The sequence below is a fragment of the Micromonospora trifolii genome (assembly GCF_050516465.1).
GTDB lineage: Bacteria > Actinomycetota > Actinomycetes > Mycobacteriales > Micromonosporaceae > Micromonospora > Micromonospora trifolii.
This window is the reverse complement of the sequence record NZ_CP191526.1, coordinates 5,197,704-5,218,837: the sequence shown is the minus strand read 5'-3', so window position 1 is coordinate 5,218,837 and position 21,134 is coordinate 5,197,704. Positions and strand designations below refer to the sequence as shown.

At 70.6% G+C, this 21,134-nt stretch carries 17 protein-coding genes; 9 read left to right on the top strand and 8 right to left on the bottom strand.

The genetic code is table 11. From position 1 onward, the window contains the following. Positions 1-99: 99 nt before the first annotated feature. The 3 genes from ACQRWP_RS24235 to ACQRWP_RS24225 form a co-directional block, all read right to left on the bottom strand. The gene (locus ACQRWP_RS24235) at positions 100-1,185 is read right to left on the bottom strand and encodes a sugar ABC transporter substrate-binding protein (RefSeq protein ID WP_430497982.1); all 1,086 of its coding nucleotides are present in this window, start codon (positions 1,183-1,185) and stop codon (positions 100-102) included. A gap of 179 nt (positions 1,186-1,364) precedes the next feature. After that, the gene (ybaK, locus tag ACQRWP_RS24230) at positions 1,365-1,844 is read right to left on the bottom strand and encodes a Cys-tRNA(Pro) deacylase (RefSeq protein WP_430497981.1); all 480 of its coding nucleotides are present in this window, start codon (positions 1,842-1,844) and stop codon (positions 1,365-1,367) included. Positions 1,845-1,880: 36 nt separating this feature from the next. Next, positions 1,881-3,077 (bottom strand): THUMP-like domain-containing protein, encoded by a 1,197-nt coding sequence (locus ACQRWP_RS24225; RefSeq protein ID WP_430497979.1) that lies wholly within the window; start codon positions 3,075-3,077, stop codon positions 1,881-1,883. Positions 3,078-3,335: 258 nt separating this feature from the next. On the opposite strand from ACQRWP_RS24225, the gene groES reads away from it, so the two are divergent. The 3 genes from groES (at position 3,336) to ACQRWP_RS24210 (ending at position 7,181) form a co-directional block, all read left to right on the top strand. Then, positions 3,336-3,650 carry a co-chaperone GroES gene (gene groES, locus ACQRWP_RS24220; RefSeq protein WP_030330046.1) on the top strand — a complete coding sequence of 105 codons (315 nt, stop codon included), beginning with the start codon at positions 3,336-3,338 and terminating at the stop codon, positions 3,648-3,650. Positions 3,651-3,720: 70 nt separating this feature from the next. After that, a complete protein-coding gene (groL, locus tag ACQRWP_RS24215; RefSeq protein WP_430497977.1) occupies positions 3,721-5,361 on the top strand; it encodes a chaperonin GroEL in 1,641 nt (546 codons plus the stop codon). Between the two features lie 134 nt (positions 5,362-5,495). Then, complete coding sequence (locus ACQRWP_RS24210; protein ID WP_430497976.1) at positions 5,496-7,181, top strand: molybdopterin-dependent oxidoreductase; 1,686 nt, start codon at positions 5,496-5,498, stop codon at positions 7,179-7,181. Between the two features lie 262 nt (positions 7,182-7,443). Here the strand turns inward: ACQRWP_RS24210 and ACQRWP_RS24205 are convergent, their stop codons facing one another. Together ACQRWP_RS24205 and ACQRWP_RS24200 are read right to left on the bottom strand one after the other, a co-directional pair. Next, complete coding sequence (locus ACQRWP_RS24205; protein ID WP_430497974.1) at positions 7,444-8,007, bottom strand: hypothetical protein; 564 nt, start codon at positions 8,005-8,007, stop codon at positions 7,444-7,446. A gap of 726 nt (positions 8,008-8,733) precedes the next feature. Beyond that, complete coding sequence (locus ACQRWP_RS24200) at positions 8,734-9,117, bottom strand: WhiB family transcriptional regulator (protein WP_091406539.1); 384 nt, start codon at positions 9,115-9,117, stop codon at positions 8,734-8,736. A gap of 253 nt (positions 9,118-9,370) precedes the next feature. Between ACQRWP_RS24200 and ACQRWP_RS24195 the strand changes: the two genes are divergently transcribed. Continuing rightward, positions 9,371-10,186: a response regulator transcription factor gene (locus tag ACQRWP_RS24195; RefSeq protein ID WP_430497972.1), complete on the top strand. Its 816-nt coding sequence runs from the start codon at positions 9,371-9,373 to the stop codon at positions 10,184-10,186. 110 nt (positions 10,187-10,296) lie between these two features. On the opposite strand, the gene ACQRWP_RS24190 is transcribed toward ACQRWP_RS24195, so the two are convergent. Further along, entirely contained in the window at positions 10,297-10,716 is a 420-nt protein-coding gene (locus ACQRWP_RS24190) for a DUF5319 domain-containing protein (RefSeq protein ID WP_357358508.1), read from the bottom strand. A gap of 186 nt (positions 10,717-10,902) precedes the next feature. Between ACQRWP_RS24190 and guaB the strand changes: the two genes are divergently transcribed. Together guaB and ACQRWP_RS24180 are read left to right on the top strand one after the other, a co-directional pair. After that, positions 10,903-12,465: an IMP dehydrogenase gene (gene guaB / locus ACQRWP_RS24185; protein WP_091406429.1), complete on the top strand. Its 1,563-nt coding sequence runs from the start codon at positions 10,903-10,905 to the stop codon at positions 12,463-12,465. 30 nt (positions 12,466-12,495) lie between these two features. Further along, positions 12,496-13,614 (top strand): GuaB3 family IMP dehydrogenase-related protein, encoded by a 1,119-nt coding sequence (locus ACQRWP_RS24180; protein ID WP_124778268.1) that lies wholly within the window; start codon positions 12,496-12,498, stop codon positions 13,612-13,614. Between the two features lie 86 nt (positions 13,615-13,700). Here ACQRWP_RS24180 and ACQRWP_RS24175 read toward each other — a convergent pair whose 3' ends face one another. After that, positions 13,701-14,816, bottom strand: a complete 1,116-nt coding sequence (locus ACQRWP_RS24175) for a sugar phosphate isomerase/epimerase family protein (RefSeq protein ID WP_430497968.1) — start codon at positions 14,814-14,816, stop codon at positions 13,701-13,703. Positions 14,817-15,054: 238 nt separating this feature from the next. On the opposite strand from ACQRWP_RS24175, the gene ACQRWP_RS24170 reads away from it, so the two are divergent. Both ACQRWP_RS24170 and ACQRWP_RS24165 read left to right on the top strand, forming a co-directional pair. Continuing rightward, positions 15,055-16,458 (top strand): M1 family metallopeptidase, encoded by a 1,404-nt coding sequence (locus ACQRWP_RS24170; protein ID WP_430497966.1) that lies wholly within the window; start codon positions 15,055-15,057, stop codon positions 16,456-16,458. A gap of 110 nt (positions 16,459-16,568) precedes the next feature. After that, entirely contained in the window at positions 16,569-18,026 is a 1,458-nt protein-coding gene (locus ACQRWP_RS24165; protein WP_430497965.1) for a M1 family metallopeptidase, read from the top strand. A gap of 99 nt (positions 18,027-18,125) precedes the next feature. On the opposite strand, the gene ACQRWP_RS24160 is transcribed toward ACQRWP_RS24165, so the two are convergent. Next, a complete protein-coding gene (locus ACQRWP_RS24160) occupies positions 18,126-19,244 on the bottom strand; it encodes an LCP family protein (protein ID WP_430497963.1) in 1,119 nt (372 codons plus the stop codon). A gap of 145 nt (positions 19,245-19,389) precedes the next feature. Here ACQRWP_RS24160 and ACQRWP_RS24155 point away from each other — a divergent pair, with 145 nt between their 5' ends. Next, a complete protein-coding gene (locus ACQRWP_RS24155; protein WP_430497961.1) occupies positions 19,390-21,087 on the top strand; it encodes an FAD-dependent oxidoreductase in 1,698 nt (565 codons plus the stop codon). Positions 21,088-21,134 lie beyond the last annotated feature (47 nt).

Here is a 21,134-nt window from a genome sequence, read left to right as displayed (position 1 = left end):
AAGGGAGGGTCGGGGCCCGTCCGGCGGGCGCCGCCCGGCACGGGAGGGTTCTCCCGTGCCGGGCGGCGATGGTCGTTCCGGCGGGTACTGCGGCGTCGGTCAGCTGATGCCGGCTTCGGCGCAGAACTTGGTGTACGCCGCGGTGCAGACCTCTTCCTTGGTCACGTAGCCGTCGGCGATGACGTCCTTGACGCTCTCCTTGTAGATGGCCTTCGGGGTGAGCAGCACCGAGGGAACGTCCCGGTCACCGTCCTTGACCGTCTGACCGGTGTCCTTCTTCTCACCCTTGGCGAGCGCGATGGCCAGGTCGGAGGCGGCCTTGGCCTCTTCCCGGACCGCCTTGTAGACGGTCATGCACTGGTCACCGGCGAGGATGTTCTGCAGGCCCTCGGTGCTGGCGTCCTGCCCGGTCACCGGCACCTTGCCGTTGAGCTTGTTCTTCTTCAGGATCGAGATGGCCGCGTTGCCGAGACCGTCGTTGGCGGCCAGCACGCCGTCGATCTTGCCGTTGGCCTTGGTGAGCTGCTGCTCGAAGATCGTCGCGGCCTGCGTGTTGTCCCAGGCCGGCACCGCGTCCTCGGGGCCCTTGACGTATTCCTTGGCGTCGAACTTCGGCTTGAGCACCGAGTCGTAGCCGGCCTTGAACAGGGTGGCGTTGTTGTCGGTGGGGGAGCCGTTCAGGTACGCCACGACGGGGTTCTTGGCGCCCTTCTCGGTCAGGCACTTCGCCAGACCCTCGCCCTGGAGCTTGCCGACGGTCTCGTTGTCGAAGCTGACGTAGTACTGGGCCGAGCCGCCGAGGGTGAGCCGGTCGTAGTCGATGGTGGCGACGCCCTGCGACTTGGCCTTGTCGAGCACGGCCTTGCCGGTGCCGGAGTCCAGGTTGACGATCATCAGGGCGGTCACGCCGCCGGTGATCATCTGGTCGGCGATGGTCTGGAAGGCGGTCTTGTCGTTCTGGGCGTTCTGGATGTCGTACTGGACGCCGGCGGCCTTGAACGCCTCCTCCAGGAACCGACGGTCCGCCGTTTCCCAGCGGGCCGAGGACTTGCTGTCCGGGAGGATCACGCCGATCTTGGGGGTCTTGGCGGAGGCGGCCTTGTCGCCGGAGTCGTCGCCACAGGCGGTCAAGCCGCCGGTCGTGAGCAGGCCCACGGCGGCGATGGTGAGGATCCCCTTACGCATGTGCAGGGTCCTTTCGGAGGTGGGGGAGGTGTTGTTTTGTTGTGTCCGGCAACGTATTTCGCGTCACGCCGGCTCCACAAGACCGCGCAGGTGCATAGTTTGTTGGGAGCGATAACAATTCAGCAACGCGACTGTTACTCCCCGGGTATCCCACGGGGGAGTCGACGTAACGAAGGCCGTCAGTGGGTCTGCAACGGCGCGGTGCGGGCGTCGGTCAGCGCCACCAGATCCGCCGCGGCCAGTTCGAGTTGCAGACCGCGCCGACCAGCCGAGACGTAGATCGTCGGAAGATCCAGCGCGGATTCGTCCAGCACGGTGGGCAAACGTCGACGCTGCCCCAGCGGGCTGATCCCACCGCGTACGTAACCGGTGGCCCGCTCGGCGACCGCCCGGTCGGCCAACGCCGCCCGCTTGCCGCCGACCGCCGCCGCCAGCGCCTTGAGATCCAGCTCGCCGGTGACCGGAACGACCGCCACGGTGAGCGCGCCGTCGACCTCGGTCACCAGCGACTTGAACACGCGCTCCGGTGCCACGCCGAGCGCCACCGCCACCAACGCGCCGTAGTTCAGGGCGTCCGGCGCCACCCGGTACGGATGGGTGCGATGCGCGATCCCGCGCTTGACCAACAGTGCCGTTGCCGGCGTGCCCTGTCCCGCCACAGCGACGAGGCTAGTCGACCGGCGGCCGAGACGACGCTAGGCGACCGGCTGGCCGACGAGCACCGTCGGTGCGCCGTCGACCCGGGTGAGCACCAGACTCGCCGCCGCGTCCCCGGCCAGCCGCAGGTCCCGCCGGAGCTGCTCCGGGGTGAGCGCCGAACCCCGCTTGAGGATCTCCACCCGGCCAACCCGCCGGTCGCGCAGCAGCGCCCGCAGGCGCTTGAGCGAGAACGGCAGCACGTCGGCGATCTCCAGGCAGCGCGCGTACGGGGTGCGGATCGGCTGGTCGGCGTAGAGGTAGGCGATGCTCGGGTCGCCCAGGGTGGCGTCCAGCTCGGTGGCCAGTTCGGCCACGAGGTGCGCGCGGACCACCGCCGGGTCCGGGTCGTACAGGTAGCGGCGCGGCGGCCCGACCGGCGCCTCGGCGGCACCCGAGCCGGTGAGCTGGTGACGGTGAGCCTCGGCACCCCGCTGGCGGTAGATGGTGGCGCGGCGGGGCACCTCCGCAAGCTCGCCGCACCAGAGCGCGGCCTCGACCAGGTCGCCGTCCACGCTGACCCACTCGGCCTCCGCGCCGGCCGGAATGAGCGCGTGGTCCAGGCCCGGGGCGACCTTCACCACGGTGCGCGGCACCCGCTCGGCCAGCCCGGTGACGAAGTCCCACGGTGGCGAGTAGGCGCGCGGGTCGAAGATCCGCCGCCCGGTGCCGGTGGCGCGGCGGGCCGGATCGCAGAAGACCCCATCGACCCCTGACACGTCGAACCCGGTCGCGTCGCCGCACTCGACAGTGAACAGCTCGGCCAGGCCGGCCGCCTCGGCGTTGGCGGTGGCCATCGCCGCGGTCACCGGGTCGGCCTCCACCCCGTACACCCGGATGCCGGCGCGGGCGGCGGCCAGCGCGTCGGCCCCGAGCCCGCACCCGAGGTCGGCCAGGGTGCGCACGCCGGCCGCGTACAACCGGGCGGCCCGACGGTCGGCGACCACCCGGCGGGTGGCCTGCTCCAGGCCGGGACGGGTGAGGAACATCCCAGCGGCGGCCGGGCCGAACTTGCCCACCGCCCGGTGGCGCAGCTCGGCCTGGGTGAGGGCCGCCGCAGCCAACGTCGGCGGCACCCCGGTCGCGCGCAGCGCCGACGCCGCGACCAGTGGATCACCGCCGGCCAGGTCGGCCGCCGCCGTGAGCGCGGCCGACCCCTCAGGGGTACGCAGCGCCGCCAGCTGATCGAGATCCACCCGGCCATTGTCCCGGCCGACCCGGAAATCCTGGCTGGCGGGGCGCGACGCGCTGGCACTCTCCTTGACGGAGTGCTAGCCACGGAATAACCTGCGATTAGCACTCTCACCCTGAGGGTGCCAGCTTCCGGGTCTCGCGACCCGGGTGCGCACGCCAGGCGGACCGGCACCCGCGACGACGGTCCCGCCCGGTGGCATGAGGCAATTGACGCTGGTCGGCCCCGCTGGCCAGCAACGAAACCAGTACCCCAGGAGGGTATGCCCGTGACTACCGCGACCAAGGTTGCGATCAAGCCGCTCGAGGACCGCATCGTGGTCCAGGCGAACGAGGCTGAGACCACCACTGCGTCGGGCATCGTGATCCCCGACACCGCCAAGGAGAAGCCGCAGGAGGGCACTGTCCTCGCTGTGGGTCCGGGGCGCGTCGACGACAACGGCAACCGGGTTCCGGTTGACGTTCAGGTCGGCGACACCGTCCTCTACTCGAAGTACGGCGGCACCGAGGTCAAGTACGCCGGCGAGGAGTACCTGGTGCTCTCCGCCCGCGACGTCCTCGCGGTCATCGAGAAGTAAGCAACCGATCAGTGCCATTGCCCCGGTCCGGCTCGCCGGGCCGGGGCAATGGCGCTTCGAAGGGATATATATGGCGAAGATCCTGAGCTTCTCGGACGACGCCCGGCACCTGCTGGAGCACGGTGTCAACGCCCTCGCCGACACGGTCAAGGTCACCCTCGGCCCGCGCGGGCGCAACGTCGTCCTGGACAAGAAATTCGGTGCGCCGACGATCACCAACGATGGTGTGACCATCGCCAAGGAGATCGAGCTCACCAACCCGTACGAGAACCTTGGCGCGCAGCTGGTCAAGGAGGTGGCGACCAAGACCAACGACGTCGCCGGCGACGGGACCACCACCGCTACCGTGCTGGCCCAGGCGATGGTTCGCGAGGGTCTGCGCAACGTGACCGCCGGGACCAACCCGGCGGGCCTCAAGCGGGGCATCGACGCGGCGGCCATGAAGGTCTCCGAGGCGCTGCTCGGCCGCGCCGCCGAGGTCACCAGCAAGGAGTCGATCGCGAACGTGGCGACGATCTCCGCGCAGGACTCCACGATCGGCGATCTGATCGCCGAGGCGATGGAGCGCGTCGGCCGCGACGGTGTCATCACCGTCGAGGAAGGCTCGATGCTCACCACCGAACTGGACGTGACCGAGGGTCTCCAGTTCGACAAGGGCTTCATCTCGCCGAACTTCGTCACCGACCTGGAGGGTCAGGAGTCCGTCCTTGAGGACGCGTACATCCTGGTCACCACCCAGAAGATCTCGGCGATCGAGGAGCTGCTGCCGCTGCTGGAGAAGGTCCTGCAGAACAGCAAGCCCCTGCTGATCATCGCCGAGGACGTGGACGGCCAGGCGCTCTCCACCCTGGTGGTCAACTCGCTGCGCAAGACCCTCAAGGTCTGCGCGGTCAAGGCACCGGGCTTCGGTGACCGGCGCAAGGCGATGCTCCAGGACATCGCGATCTCCACGGGCGCCGAGCTGGTCGCCCCGGAGCTGGGCTACAAGCTCGACCAGGTCGGTCTGGAGGTGCTCGGCACCGCCCGGCGCGTCGTGGTCGACAAGGAGAACACCACGATCGTCGACGGCGGTGGCCAGAAGACCGACGTCGCCGACCGGGTGTCCCAGATCCGCAAGGAGATCGAGGCCTCCGACTCCGACTGGGACCGGGAGAAGCTGGCCGAGCGGCTGGCGAAGCTCTCCGGTGGCATCGCCGTCATCAAGGCTGGCGCGGCGACCGAGGTCGAGATGAAGGAGCGCAAGCACCGCATCGAGGACGCCATCGCGGCGACCAAGGCTGCGGTCGAGGAGGGCACTGTGCCCGGCGGCGGCGCCGCCCTGGTGCAGATCCTCTCGGTGCTCGACGACGACCTGGGCTTCACCGGTGACGAGAAGGTCGGCGTCTCGGTCGTGCGCAAGGCGCTCGTCGAGCCGCTTCGCTGGATCGCCCAGAACGCCGGTCACGACGGCTACGTCGTGACGCAGAAGGTCGCCGACCTCAAGTGGGGCAACGGCCTGGACGCCGCCAAGGGTGAGTACGTCGACCTGGTCAAGGCCGGCATCATCGACCCGGTGAAGGTGACCCGCAACGCGGTCACCAACGCCGCCTCGATCGCCGGTCTGCTGCTCACCACGGAGAGCCTCGTGGTGGAGAAGCCGGAGCAGGCCGACCCGGCCGCCGCCGGCGGGCACGGCCACGGTCACGGCCACCAGCACGGCCCGGGCTTCTGATCCGGTAGCGACACCCGTTCCGGGGCGCACCGCCGTACGGCGGTGCGCCCCGGCTCGTTCTTGCGGGCCGGTAGGTCATTACCGAACGCTGACGTTGTTGGCGACCGGGCGAGATGATCGCGCACACTGGGCCGATGAGCACCACGTCACGGCGGTACGCCGCGTTGGCCGGAATCACCGCCGCCGCCGTCGCGATCGGGATCGCCGAACCGGTCGCGGTGTTGACCGGCCCCCGGTCGGCGCCCCTGGTCGCGGTCGGCGGGGTCATCGTCGACGCCGTCCCCGAGTCGCTGAAGCAACTCGCCATCGACCTCTTCGGCACCGCCGACAAGATCGCGCTGCTGGTCGGCACGGCCGTGTTGCTGGGAGGCTTCGCCGCCCTCTTCGGCGTACTGGCGGTCCGCCGGCTGGCACTCGGCCTGGCCGGCATCGCCGCGTTCGGCGCCATCGGCGCGGCTGCCGCGTTGACCCGCTCCGGCGCCGACCTGGCCGACGCGCTGCCGTCCCTGGTCGGCGCCGGTCTCGGCGCCCTGGTGCTCTGGCTGTTCATCGGCGGACCGCTCGAGCTGGACCCCTGGTCCTGGTCACCACCCACGCCGCCGCTTGGTCCGGTGTCGTCCGCTGGTCCGGGGTCGCAGGCTGCTCCGGTGTCGCCCGGAGAGTCGGTGCCGGTGTCTCCGGCAGGGCCGGTGCCGGTGACTCCCGCCGGGCCGAAGGCGCCGGTCGAACCGGTCGGGCCTGCCGAAGTGGACCCGGAGTCGCGGCGGCGGTTCCTCACCGGCAGCGGAGTGCTGCTCGGCACGGCCGTGGTGGCCGGTCTCGGTGGGCGGTGGCTAGCGGGGCGGCGTGGCGTGTCCGCAGCCCGCGACGCGATCCGCCTGCCCGCGCCGGTCGCCCCCGCACCGGCCGTGCCGGCGGGCGCGGACCTCTCGCTGACCCAGCTCGCGCCGTACGTCACCCCGAACTTCGGGTTCTACCGGATCGACACCGCGCTGGTGGTGCCCCAGGTCGACCCGGACACCTGGCGGCTGCGGATCCACGGACGGGTCGGCAGGGAGCGCACCTACAGCTACGCGGATCTGCTGGCTCGACCGCTGGTCGAGCGGTACGTCACGCTGGCCTGCGTCTCGAACGAGGTGGGCGGGGACCTGATCGGCAATGCCCTATGGCTGGGCGTACCCCTGCGGGAACTGCTGGACGAGGTCGAGCCGGACGACGACGCCGACCAGGTCGTCGGCCGGTCGGTGGACGGCTGGACCTGCGGCACCCCCACCGCCGCGCTGCGCGACGGACGGGACGCCCTGCTGGCCGTCGGGATGAACGGCGAACCGCTGCCGGTCGAGCACGGCTTCCCGGTCCGGGTGGTGGTGCCGGGCCTCTACGGCTACGTGTCGGCCTGCAAGTGGGTGACCGAACTGGAGCTGACCCGGTTTGCCGACTTCGACGCGTACTGGGTGCCGCGCGGCTGGTCCCCCGAGGGGCCGATCAAAACCCAGTCGCGGATCGACACGCCCCGGGGGCGTAACCGGCTGACCGCCGGACCGGTGACCGTCGCCGGGGTGGCCTGGGCGCAGCGCCGGGGCATCCGCCGAGTCGAGGTACGCGTCGACGACGGCCAGTGGCAGGAAGCCGCGCTGGCCCCGACCGTGTCGGTGGACACCTGGGTGCAGTGGTCCTGGCGCTGGGACGCCACACCGGGCGAACACCGGCTCCAGGTCCGCGCGACCGACGCGACAGGTGAAACCCAAACCGAGCGTACGCAGGACGTCGTCCCCGATGGCGCCACCGGCTGGCACACGATCACCGTCACCGTCCGCTGACCGACGGCGTGACGTCGCCGCCTCGGCTGCGTCCGTGACCTGTACCCGCGACGTGCTCTGCGGGTCGGCTGGTTGACCGGGGATACCCCAGACCGTGCATGCAGATCTTGGACACTTTCCGTTCGCTCGGAACGGAAAGTGTCCAAGATCTGCGGGCTCCGAGCACAGAATTGCCGCTGGCCGGCACCCCGGGCAGGGGGGTGCCGGCCAGCGGTTGGTGTCGTGCTGTGGTGCTGTGTGCTTGTCGTGCGGGTGGTGTGGGTCAGCTGTTCCAGTGCTGGGTGACGAGGTCGGTGGCCTGCTGCTCCCACTGGGCGTAGGCGTCCGGGTAGGCCGACACCTGCACCGTCTGCGCGGCGTCGGTCAGCGGCATGTCCTGCCAACCATCAACCTGCTTCAGACCCTTGAGGAACGCGGTGGTGGAGTACTCGGGGTTGGTGATCTGCTCCGGCGTACCCCAACCGCTGGACGGGCGCTGCTGGAACAAGCCCAGCGAGTCGTGGTCGTTCATGTCGCCCAGGTGACCCAGGTTCTCCAGCTTCGACTCCTGCAGGCTCGTCGCGATCGAGATGACCGCGGCCCGCTCGGGCAGGCCGGCCTTCTTCGTGGCGGCGATGATCGCCTTCACGTTAGCGGTCTGCTCGTCGTTGAGGGTGATGTGGGACTGCTCGCCCTGCGGCTTCGACGCCGACTGCTGCACGGCCACGGCGACGGGCTTGCCGTCGGCCGGGGTGGCGGCGTGGGCGGCGATCGGGCCGGCGAAGACACCACCGGCGAACGCGAGACCAGCAACAGACAGCATGCTCTTACGGAAGATCGTGTTCATGGGGGTAGCTCCTTCGGGGGTAGGACACCCGAACCGCCAGGGGGGTGGCGGCAGGGTGTGAGCACCTCGTCCGGCGCTGCAGATGCAAAGGGGAAAGTCTGGGGGGGTGACGCCCTGTCGGGCGTCGGGTCGGCGGCCTAGCGAGTCGGGGCTCGTGGCGCCGGGTCCAGGTGTAACGACCGGGGGCCGGGGTCATTCCGGGTTGGCCCAACTGCCAGCACCTCATCGAGGCGGTGCCAGGCGATCGGTCGTGGGGACTGCAACGACCGGGTGCGGGCCGGCATTCCAACCTGCGCGACCAGCCGCCAAGGGCCGGGCGGCGGGTCGGTGGTACTGCGATCGTCAGGATATGTAACGACCCCGGCCCGGCCATGATTCCGGCCCACGGGTGCATCCGGTCACCAGACAAAGGCCGCGTACCTCGCAGCAGCCTAAGCCCTGCGCCCGGCCCGAATGCCCCAAATCAGACAAACAGCCCAGGGCGTCGTCTTTGCTTGCCCTCGCGACCGCACACTCGACTTGATCCACTCGAGGTCACTGAAGTCGGCTCGAGGTCACTGAAGTCGGGGTGTCCGGGCCGGCGGGATGCTCCGATATCAAGAAACCCGTGTTGATCATCGCGGCATCGGCGGCGCCAAGGCTCTACCACGCGAAACCGCGTGAACGGCACGAAACCGCGCCCCCGGGGCGGGGGCGCGGTTTCGCGGATGTTGGGGACGCCTCGGGTCAGGCGACGTTGCGTTGGGCTGGGACGGTCGACTTGTGCGGACGGCCCAGGCGGGCCTCCAGCCGTGCGACATCGACCCGAGCGTGCCGGCGGTCTGCCAGGTCCTCCCAGCCGACGGCGAGCAGTCGCAGGCGCTCCGACTCGCTGAAGCCGCCCCACACGCCGTACGGCTCGCGTACCGACAGGGCGTGGGCGGCGCACTCGGCGCGAACCGGGCAGGCGCGGCAGACCGACTTGGCGGCGGACTCGCGGCGCAGCCGGGACGAACCACGCTCACCGTCGGGGTGGAAGAACTGGGCGCTGTCGCGCCCTCTGCAGGCACCGAGTCGCTGCCAGTCCCAGAGATCGACGATGGGTCCGGGCAGTCTACGTACGTTCGACATCAGCACCCCTCCTCCCGCGCGGCTCCGCGAGAATCCTTATGGCCGGCATCCGGGCGGCGGGCCGCGCAGGCGCACCGTTCCCGGCCTGGATCTCCCGGTACCCGGGCTGTCGTCAACTCACACGTCTGTGATCGAAAACGTCCGGGAAATTGCGGCTTTTGCCCCATCTGTCGGAAAAGTTCGAAGGATTGCCGGGAACCCCCTCCCCAGTCGACCGCGTCATGGTCTGCTCGTTGGCGGAGAGGAGACCACAGTGCGTACCGTTCTTGTGTGCGTTCGGACACCACTCGCGGCCCAGCACCTTACTTCTGCTGCCGCGCGGCTGGGGTTGTCCGCGATCGTTCGTACCGCCGTCTCTGATCCCGAGGTGATGCTGCGGCTGGCCGAGCGGCCGGCCGACGTGGTCCTGGCCGACACGGCACTCACCCGGCCGGACAGCGCCGGCTTCGTCCGCCGGGTGTTGGCGCGTGCGCCGCAGGCAGCGGTGCTGCTGCTCGGCACCGAGGAGTCCGAGGCTGCGGCGGCCACCATCAGCGCCGGCGCCCGGGGGCTCATCCAGAATGTCGACCATGACCTGACCAGCGCGGTGGCGAAGGCGCTACTGCTGCTCACCGCGCCCGGTCGAGCCTCCCGGCAGCGGATCACCGATCCGGCTCGCGATGCGGCGGCGGTGGGTGGTTCCGGCCGCTCCGGGCCGTCGCCGCGCGGTTCCGGTGAGCCCGGATGGGCGGCCACGGCCGCCGACGGGCCGGCCGGGGTGGCGTCGGTGCCGGTGCAGCGGGGCGACGACGAGGTGGAGGCGGGGACCGGCGAGTCGGCGTCGCAGACCGACCCGGGCCGTCCCGCCCCGAACGCCCGACCCAGTCGGGCGTCGATCGGCCTCACCGAGCGTGAGCTTCAGGTGCTGCTCGGGATGGCCGAGGGCAAGAGCAACGCGGAGATCGGCCGGGAGTTGTTCGTCTCGGAGGACACCGTCAAGACGCACGCCCGCCGGTTGTTCCGCAAGCTTGGCGCCCGGGACCGTGCGCACGCGGTGGCGGCAGGCTTCCGCGCCGGTCTGGTCGCCTGACATACGCGCGCCGCGCGGCAGTAGGGCACGCCGCGTGGCAGCGGGACACGACGAGCGGCAGCGGAGCACCCGGGACGCGCGGCAGCGGGGGCACCAGCCGCCCGGCGGCGTCACTTGGTGGCGGTCGGGGTGCCCGGCTCGTCCTCGGTGCCCTCGGACAGGGTGTCGTGCACCCCATCCGCGTAACCCCGGGCGTAGTCCCAGGTCACGTAGTGGTCCGGGTCGGGGTCGTAGGCGGGCTCGTGCACCCGGGGGCGACCCGAGTTGAGCAGGTGCCGCAGGTTGCCGCGGAGCAGGTCCCAGTCGAAGTAGTGCGGCTCGCGACAGTCCTCGCATTCGATCACCAACCCGCGGACCCCGATCGGGGCCAGCAGAGCCTGGTAGATCTCCAGGTCAGCGAGGTCTTCCAGCACATCCTGCCGCTCGACGTCGGTCAGCGGATCCGGCGTCGCGTCATCGCCCGGGTCATCCAGACCCGCGGTCGGATCGGCCGGGTCGCCATTGAACGGGTCGATGGGCTCGTCGTGCACCCCCTCACCGTAGACCCAACGCGGGGCGAACGTCCGCCCCCCGGCCTCCGCGCCGGGCCGGCCTGCCACGGACGGGTCGCCCAGCTCACTGGGTACGATGAGGCGACGTGCCGGCACCGTGGCGCGCTCCGGTGCCCGCCCGCGCCACCTCGCTGAAGCCCATCCGAGCAGCTCAGGGGAGCAATCGTGGAAAATTCGCCCAGCACCGATCTTCCGGCCGGCGTCGAGCACGCCGACCTGGGCGGCCACCTGCCCGAGCTGCCGGCCGGCTCCGCCCGGGTGGTTCCGCTCGGCCTCACCTTCGACGACGTGCTGCTCCAGCCGGGCGAGTCGGACGTGGTGCCCAGCCGGGTCAACACCCGGACGAAGCTCACCCGCAACATCGAGTTGTCCATTCCGCTGCTGTCCAGCGCGATGGACACGGTGACCGAGGCCCGGATGGCGATCGCCATGGCCCGCCAGGGCGGCATCGGCGTGTTGCACCGCAACCTCTCCCTGGAGGACCAGGCGCTCCAGGTCGACCTGGTGAAGCGCTCCGAGTCCGGCATGATCACCAACCCGGTGACCGCCAGCCCGGACGACACGCTGCGCGAGGTCGACGAGCTGTGCGGGCGTTACCGCATCTCCGGCGTTCCGGTGGTGGACGGCGACGGCCAGCTGGTCGGCATCGTCACCAACCGGGACATGCGTTTCGTCTCCGAGCCGAACACTCCGGTTCGCGAGATCATGACCCACACCCCGCTGGTCACCGCGCGGGTCGGGGTGAGCAAGGACGACGCCCTGGCGCTGCTGCGTCAGCACAAGGTCGAGAAGCTGCCGATCGTCGACGACTCGGGCCGACTGCGTGGCCTGATCACCGTCAAGGACTTCACCAAGAGCGAGCAGTACCCGGACGCCAGCAAGGACGACGCCGGCCGGCTGCGGGTCGCCGCCGCCATCGGTGTGGGCGAGGACGCGTACAAGCGGGCTCGTGCCCTGGTCGACGCGGGTGTCGACGTGCTGATCGTGGACACCGCGCACGGTCACCAGCGGGCCGTGCTGGACATGGTCCGCCGGCTCAAGGCCGACGTGACGGTCGACATCATGGGCGGCAACGTGGCCACGTACGCCGGCGCGAAGGCGCTGGTCGACGCCGGCGCCGACGGCGTCAAGGTGGGCGTGGGGCCGGGCGCGATCTGCACCACCCGGATCGTCGCCGGGGTCGGCGTGCCGCAGGTGACCGCGATCATGGAGGCGGCCCGGGCCGCCCGCCCGGCCGGCGTGCCGGTGATCGGCGACGGTGGCATCCAATACTCTGGCGACATCGCCAAGGCCCTGGTGGCCGGCGCCGACACGGTGATGCTCGGCAGTCTGCTGGCCGGCTGCGAGGAGAGCCCCGGCGAGCTGATCTTCGTCAACGGCAAGCAGTTCAAGACGTACCGCGGGATGGGGTCGCTCGGCGCGATGCAGTCCCGGGGTCAGGCCAAGTCGTACAGCAAGGACCGCTACTTCCAGCAGGACGTGCTCAGCGACGACAAGCTGGTCCCCGAGGGCGTGGAGGGTCAGGTGCCCTACCGGGGGCCGCTCTCCCGGGTGGCCCACCAGCTGGTCGGCGGTCTGCGGCTGGCCATGGGGTACGCCGGTGCGGAGAACATCCCCGATCTGCACCGCCGGGGCCAGCTCATCCGGATCACCGCGGCTGGCCTGAAGGAGAGCCACCCGCACGACATCCAGATGACCGTCGAGGCGCCCAACTACCACACCCGCTGACCCACCACCCCCAACCACCTGGAGTCCCCCATGCGTGACGTGGTCGAGATCGGGCTGGGCAAGACCGCGCAGCGCGGCTACCACCTGGACGACATCGCCATCGTGCCGAGCCGCCGCACCCGGGACGTCGATGACGTCTCGACGTCCTGGCAGCTCGACGCGTACCCGTTCGGCATTCCGTGCGTCGGCCACCCCTCCGACGCCACCATGAGCCCGTCCTCGGCGGTGCGTCTCGGTCAGCTCGGCGGCCTCGGCGTGCTCAACGTCGAGGGGCTCTGGACTCGCTACGAGAACCCGACGAAGGTGCTGGACGAACTGGCCGGCCTCGACGAGGAGGCCCGCGCCACCAAGCGGCTCCAGGAGGTGTACGCCGAGCCGATCCGCCCGGACCTGATCGCGGAGCGGGTCCGTGAGCTGCGGGCCGGTGGCGGGACGGTGGCGGTGCGGGTCTCCCCGCAGCACACCCTCGCGCTGGCGCCGGTGATCCTGGACGCCGGGGTGGACATCCTGGTCATCCAGGGCACCATCGTCTCGGCCGAGCACGTGTCGACCACCGATGAGCCGCTGAACCTCAAGGAGTTCATCGCCGACCTCGACCTGCCGGTGATCGTCGGTGGCTGCACGGACTACAAGACGGCGCTGCACCTGATGCGTACCGGCGCGGCCGGCGTGATCGTGGGCATCGGTGGCGACGAGTGGTCGACCACCGAATCGGTGCTGGGCATCCGGGTGCCGATGGCCACCGCGATCGCCGACGCCGCGGCGGCCCGCCGTGACTACCTGGACGAGACCGGCGGCCGGTACGTGCACCTGATCGCCGACGGTGACATCCAGACCTCGGGCGACATCGCCAAGGCGCTCGGCTGCGGCGCGGACGCGGTGATGCTCGGTGAGCCGTTGTCGCTCTGCGACGAGGCCCCCGCCGGTGGTGCCTGGTGGCACTCGGCGGCGAGCCACCCGTCGTTGCCCCGGGGTGCCTTCGAGGTTTCCGGTGAGCCGCTCGGGTCGATGGAGCAGCTGCTCTTCGGGCCGGCGGACGAGGCCGACGGCCAGCTGAACCTGTTCGGTGGGCTGCGTCGGGCGATGGCCAAGTGCGGTTACCGCGACCTGAAGGAGTTCCAGAAGGTCGGTCTGGTCCTCGACCGCTGACCGATCCGTCAGACGCCGGAAGGCCGGCCCCGCAGCAGACGGGGCCGGCCTTCGTCGCGTTCAGCCGGGAGTCACTCAGCCGGGAGTCACTTCTCCAGGTAGATGGTCAGGTCGGACATGTTGCGGTAGCTGGTCGCCGCGAAGTCGAGCGACTGGCCCTTGTTGTCCGCGCCGCCGGGGGCGGTGTCCATCTCCCAGTTGGCGTGGTGGAAGTTGCGCTCGCCGATGGTCTGGAAGAACTGCTGGAAGTTGAGGTCGCCGTCGCCCAGCGGGGTCATCTGGTACCCGTTGGGCACGCTGGTGTCCCGGTCGCCGTCCTTGGCGTGGAAGAGCGGGAACCGGGTGGTCCGGTCGGCCACGGTGAGGATCGGGTCGAACAGGTCGGTCACCTCCTGGCCGGCCGGGTTGACGTACTTCTGGTGCTTGTAGCGGGCCACGTAGGCCCAGTAGATGTCCAGCTCGAAGAACACGTACCGCGGGTCGGTGATCTCGAAGAAGTACTCCAGTCGGCGGATGCCGGAAGACCGGGTCTGCCGGCCCTGCGCGTCGCGTGGGCCCCGGTCGATCAGGAAGCTGTACGCGGCGTCGTGGTTGTGGGTGTAGAGCCGCATACCCCGGGCCTTGGCCTGCCGGCCCAACTCGTTCCAGATGTCCGCGGCGGCGTCCCACTCGGCCTTGTACGCGCTGCTGGTCGGGTCGCTGCCGGTGCCGATGTTCTTCATGCCGAGTTCCTCGGCGATGTCCAGTTGTTGCTGGAAGGTGGCCGGCTGGATCGAGGCGTGGGTGCCGTTGGCCACCAGGCCGTTGTCGTCGAGGATCTTGCGGATCTCGGCGGGGGTGATCTGCCGGCCCAGGATCTCGGTGCTCTGGGTGTAGCCGGCGAACTCGATCTCCTTGTAGCCGATCTCGGCGAGTCGGGCGAGGACGCGCTCGAAGCCGTACGGCACCCCGCTGTCGTCGGGCGCGGCGGTTATCCGGTCGCGGACGCTGTAGAGGATGATGCCGCGGTTCCTGGCCGGGATCAGCGGCTCGACTCGCAGCTTGCTCGCGTTGCCGGGGTTGGCGAGCGCGGGGGTGCCGGTGGCGAGGACGGGTAGGCCGGCGGCGCCGATCGCAGCGGCGGCGCCGGCGGAGGCGGCGAGCAGGGATCGGCGGCTGAGCCGGCCGGTGGGGGTGGCGTCGGGGGCGGTGTGGTCTGGCATGGTTCCACCTTTCGCGACGGTGGTCGGAGACAGACACTAACGTCGGTCTAAGTCGAAAGAAAGGTTCGATCGACGGCAGCTTTTGTTTGATTCGACGAAAGTTACTGATGATCGTCGATACCGGCCGCGCGGCCAGCGATGCTGACTACGCTCGTCCTGACCGGAACGCGGCAGAAGGCCGGAACGCGGCAGAAGGCCGGAACGCCGCAAAGGCCGCAACGCCGCAGGAGGGGTGGGCATGGTCCTGACCGGACGGAGACTGCGTGTCGTCGCGCTGACCTGCGCGATCGGCCTGGCCGCCACCGGTTGTACCGGCGACGACCGCGACGGCTTCCGGCCCGGTGCCGCCGACGTCGGCGATCCGTACGTGCCGGGGCACGGCAACGGCGGTTACGACGTCGGGCACTACGGCCTCGACGTCCGCTACGACCCGTCGACCGACCGGCTGACCGGTCGAGCCGTCATCACGGCCACCGCCACCCACGATCTGTCCCGGTTCAACCTGGACCTGGTCGGCCTGGAGGTCCGCGCGGTCAGCGTGGGTGACGCGGCGGCCGAGCACCGCCGTGGCGACGGCGAGTTGGTGGTGACGCCCCGCGACGGACTGCCGCGCGGTCGGCAGTTCACCGTCACTGTCGAGTACGCGGGCGTCCCCACGGCAGTCGACGACGGGGCGTTGGGCGGCGGCGGTTTCCTGCACACCGCCGACGGTGCGGTGGCGCTCGGCCAACCCGACTCGGCCGCCACCTGGTTCCCGGTCAACGACCACCCGTCGGACAAGGCCACCTACGACCTGGCGGTGACCGTGCCGGACGGCCTGGCCGCGCTGAGCAACGGCGTACCCGGGCCGAAGAGCAGCGCCGACGGCTGGACCACCTGGCGCTGGTCGGAGCGCGCCCCGATGGCCAGCTACCTGAGCACGCTCGTGGTCGGTGACTACCGGGTGGTTACCGGCACGCATGCCGGCCGGCCGATGGTCACGGCGGTGGCCGCGAGCCTTCCGGCGACCGGTGGCGCGGCCACCTCGCTGGCCCGCACCGGCGCGATCGTCGACTTCCTGGCCAGCCGCTTCGGCCCGTACCCGTTCGACTCGTACGGGGGGATCGTGATCGCCGACGACCGGATCGGGTACGCGCTGGAGACCCAGTCCCGGCCGGTCTACGGGCCTGGCTTCTTCGCGGACGACCGGCCGAACCCGAGCGTCGTCGCACACGAGCTGGCGCACCAGTGGTTCGGCGACAGCGTGTCGCTGACCAGGTGGGGCGACATCTGGCTCAACGAGGGCTTCGCCAGCTACGCCGAGTGGCTGTGGGAGGAGCACGACGGCGGCCGAACCGCCCAGCGCAACTTCGAGATCCAGTACGCGGCGACCGACTGGACGCAGCCGTCGGTCGAGCCGGGCCGGGAGCAGATGTTCGGCTCGGCCGTCTACAAGCGCGGGGCGCTCGCCGTGCACGCGTTGCGCCGGACCGTCGGTGACGACCTCTTCTTCCGCATCCTGCGTGCCTGGACCACCGAGCGGGCGGCCGGCAACGCGACCACCGCGGACCTCGTCGCGCTGGCCGAGCGGGTCGCCGGGCGGCAACTGCGTCCGCTCTTCGACGCCTGGTTGGTGGGTGGGTCGGCCCCCACACTGCCGTGACCCGGCCCCGCTGCCCGGTCGATATGCTGCCGCCTGCGAACGGCGGGTAGGCGCCCGTTCGCGCGGAACTACGGAGGCCGTGACCGGCCACCGTGCGGAAAGGGTGTGGGATGCGGGGGACGCGGCACAGACTGCGAGTGGCTGCCGGCCTGCTGGTGACCGGTGCGCTCGCACTGTCCGGATGCGACTCGGCGGGCCCGGAGACCGCCCCACCACCGAGCGCGTCCCCCACGCCGGCGCGGACGTTCACCGCGGGCGCCGACGGAGTTGGCGACGCCTACTTCCCGACCTACGGCAACGGCGGCTACGACGTCGCGCGGTACACCGTGAAGGTGCGCTACGACCCGGCCAAGGACCAGCTGACGGGTACGACCACCGTGCGGGCCACCGCGACGGCGGACCTGTCGACGTTCAACCTCGACCTGGCCGGCCTGACCGTCAGCGCGGTCACCGTGGACGGCGCACCGGCGACCCACAGCCGCAAGCGCAACGAGCTGGTGATCAAGCCGGCCTCCGGCCTGATCAACGGCAACGGGTTCGTCGCCGAGATCACCTACGCCGGTAAGCCGAAGCCGCTGAAGAACGAGACGCTCGGTGACGGCGGCTTCCTGCACACCGCCGACGGTGCCATCGCGCTGGGTCAGCCCGAGTCGGCCAGCACCTGGTTCCCGGTCAACGACCACCCGTCGGACAAGGCGGCCTACGACTTCGAGGTCACCGTTCCGGACGGCCTGACCGCGATCAGCAACGGCGTTCCCGGCGGGAAGACCAGTACGGGCGGTTGGACCACCTGGAAGTGGTCGGAGAAGTCGCCGATGGCCAGCTATCTGAGCACGCTGGTGATCGGCAAGTTCCGGATCACCACCGGCGAGCACAAGGGCCGCCCGGTCTACAGCGCGGTCACCACCACCGAGGCCAAGGGGAACGCGGACGCGTCCATCGCGCAGACCGTCGCGGTGGCCGACTACCTGGAGAGTGTGTTCGGGCCGTACCCGTTCGACGCGTACGGCGGGGTGGTGATCTCCGACAGCCGGATCTCCTACGCCCTGGAGACGCAGAGCCGACCGGTGTACGCGGCGAGCTTCTTCCGACAGGGCGAGAACACCGAGGTCGTCGCCCACGAGCTGGCCCACCAGTGGTTCGGCGACAGCGTCGCGTTGGCCAAGTGGGAGGACATCTGGCTCAACGAGGGCTTCGCGACGTACGCGGAGTGGCTCTGGGCCGAGCACACCAAGGCGTACACCGCCAAGGAGGCGTTCGACAGCCGGTACGCCAGCATGTCCGCGCAGGTGTGGCAGACACCGCCGGGCAAGCCGGGCGTGGACAAGTTGTTCAGCGAGTCGGTCTACCAGCGCGGCGGGATGACCCTGCATGCCCTGCGGGTGGCCGTCGGCGACAAGGCGTTCTTCGAGATCGTCAAGACCTGGGCGGCGGAGAAGCGCGACGGCACCGCCACCACGGCCGAGTTCGTGGCCCTGGCCGAGCGGATCTCCGGCAAGCAGCTCGACCCGATCTTCGACGCCTGGCTCTACGCCACGAAGAAGCCCGCCCTGCCCAAGCGGCTCTGACCCACCCCTCCCCGCGATCTTGCACTTGCTGCCCCGGCATAGCGGGCAGAACGGCGCGAATCGCGGACCGAAAGTGCAAGATCGCGGGGGAAGGTGGGGTCAGTTCTTGACGACCAGGGCGGGGTGTGCGGCCAGGTACGCGTCGGCGCGCCCGGCGCGGAGTTCAGTGAGGAACTTGCGGCCCTCGCTGGTCAGCTGTTCGCCCCGGTAGGCACTGCCCTTGCCGACGCCGGAACCGGGCAGCCCGACCAGCGTGAAGCGGTTCTCCGGCAGGCCACTGAGGGCGTACGCGATGTCGACGATCCGGCGCCCGCCCACGTAGACCAGCGTGTCGCCCAGCGCGGAGACCACCTGGTCGACGCGCTCCGGTTGCCGGGCCAGGCCCTCGTCCAGGATCTTGCGGGTCATCGCCTTGATCAGCTGCTGCTGGTGACGCTGCCGCGCGTAGTCACCGCCGGTGATGTAGCGCTGCCGCGCGTAGTCCAGCGCCTGCCAGCCGTTGAGGTGCCGGTCGCCCTTCTCGTAGACCTGCTGCGGCCCCTTGTACCCGCCCGGCGCGCTCTCCCGGTACTTGCCGTCCGGTCGGCGGTGCATCGACTCGACCCGCTGGTCGACGTAGATGTCCACCCCACCCAGGGCCGTGACCAGCCGGTCGAACCCGTTGAAGGTGAGCACCGCGCCCGCGTCGATACGCAGCCCGGTGTAACCGCTGACCGTGCTGCGCAGCAGCTCGTACCCCTGGGCCGTGCTGGGTTGCTTGGGTTTGCCCGGCACCCGGCTGCCGAAGCTCATCGCGTGCGTGAGCTTCGTCTTGCCGCCCTTGTAATCGGCCTTCGGGAACGCCGGGATGTCCACCAGCAGGTCGCGGGGGAGCGAGAAGAGGTACGCACGATCCAACCCCTTGGGTACGTGCAGCACCAGCACGGCGTCCGAGTGCGGCTCCCACCCGGGCACGCTGACCCGGGTGTCCACGCCGACCAGCAGCAGATTGAGCGGGCCGGTGATGTCCGCGCCCGGCGGTGGGCCGCTGGGGCTCGGCGTCGGCGTGCCGACCGGCGACGGGGTCGGTGAGCCGGCCACCGGAGCCCCGCCCGGCTTGTTGTCGCCGGTCAGCCGAGTGATCACCACCGTGCCGGCCGCGATCAGCGCGACGACGGCGAGGGCCGCCAACCCCATCAGCAGCCACCGTCGGCGCGGCGCCATCGACCCGAGAACCATCTTGGATTCCTTCCACCCGTCTGGTGAACAACGCTCCGACGGGTGCTCCGGGTTGCGGCCGGGAGGCGCCGGGTCGGTCGGCCGGAGCATGATCGCGCGAAAAGTGCCGCTGGCGCGAGCGCTACTCGCGAGTAATGATGCGTCCATGCGGTACGACGTGGTCGTCATCGGGTCCGGCTTCGGTGGCAGCGTCACCGCGCTCCGACTGGCCGAGAAGGGCTACTCGGTCGCGGTGCTGGAAGCCGGCCGCCGCTTCGCCGACGACGAGTTCCCGCAGACGTCCTGGCGGGTACGCCGGTTCCTCTGGGCACCGAAGCTGGGCTGCTACGGCATCCAGCGGCTCACCCTGCTCCGCCCGGCCGACCGACGATCCGGCGGCGGGGTGCTGGTGCTCTCCGGCGCCGGGGTGGGCGGCGGCTCGCTGGTCTACGCCAACACCCTCTACGAACCGCTGCCGGCTTTCTACAGCGACCCGCAGTGGCGGGACATCACCGACTGGCGCGACGAGTTGGCCCACCACTACGACCAGGCGAAACGGATGCTCGGCGTCACCACGTACCCGGTGCACACCGGCGCGGACCGCGCCATGCGCGCGGTGGCCGAGCGGATGGGGGTGGGGCACACCTTCCACTCCACCCCGGTGGGCGTGCACATCGGCCGGCCCGGCCAGCGGATCGCCGACCCGTACTTCGGCGGTGCCGGCCCGGAACGCACCGGCTGCCTGCACTGCGGCTCGTGCATGACCGGCTGCCGGCACGGGGCGAAGAACACACTGGTCAAGAACTACCTCTGGCTTGCCGAACAGCTCGGGGTCACGGTCCGTCAGTTGACCACGGTGACCGCCGTCCGGCCCGCCGACGGGGGCGGGTACGAGGTGCGCACCGAACGCACCGGCGCCTGGCTGCGCAAGGGTCGGCAGGTCATCCACGCCGAACAGGTGGTCTTCGCCGCTGGGGCGCTCGGCACCCAGCGGTTGCTGCACGGGATGCGGGCCGACGGTGCGTTACCCGGGCTCTCGCCCCGCCTCGGCGAGCTGACCCGGACCAACTCGGAGGCGATCCTCGGCGCCTCGGTGCCACGCCAACGGGCCCGGTCCGAGCGGTTGGACTACACCGAGGGGGTGGCCATCACCAGCTCGTTCCACCCCGACCCGCAGACACACATCGAGCCTGTCCGCTACGGGCGGGGCTCCAACGCGATGGGGCTGCTCCAGTCGCTGCTGGTCGACGGCGGCCCGCACCGGGTACGCCGCTGGCTGGGCAGCATCGTGCGGCAGCCCCGGTTGGCGGCGCGGATGCTGTCGGTGCGCGGCTGGTCGGAACGGACGGTGATCGCCCTGGTCATGCAGTCCGCGGACAACTCGCTGACCACCCGGTGGCGGCGTGGCCCGCTCGGCCGCAGGTTGGTCACCGGCCCGGGTCACGGCACGCCCAGCCCCACCTGGATCCCGGCCGGCAACACGGCCGCCCGAATGCTCGCCGACGAGATCGGCGGCACCCCCGGCGGCTCACTCACCGAGCCCTTCGACATCCCGATGACCGCGCACATCCTGGGCGGGGCGGTCATCGGGGCCACCCCGGCCGACGGGGTGATCGACCCCTGGCACCGGGTGTACGGGCACGCCGGGCTGCACGTGGTCGACGGCGCGGCCGTCTCGGCCAACCTGGGCGTGAACCCGTCCCTGACGATCACCGCACAGGCGGAACGGGCAATGTCCTTCTGGCCCAACAGGGGCGAGCAGGACCCCCGCCCGACGCTCGGCTCCCCGTACCGCCGGTTGTCGCCCGTGCCCCCGAAAAACCCGGCAGTCCCGGCAGACGCCCCCGGCGCGCTGCGACGCTGACCCCCGGCGATCTTGCGGTTCCGGTCGCTGTTCTGTGGCAATTGCGG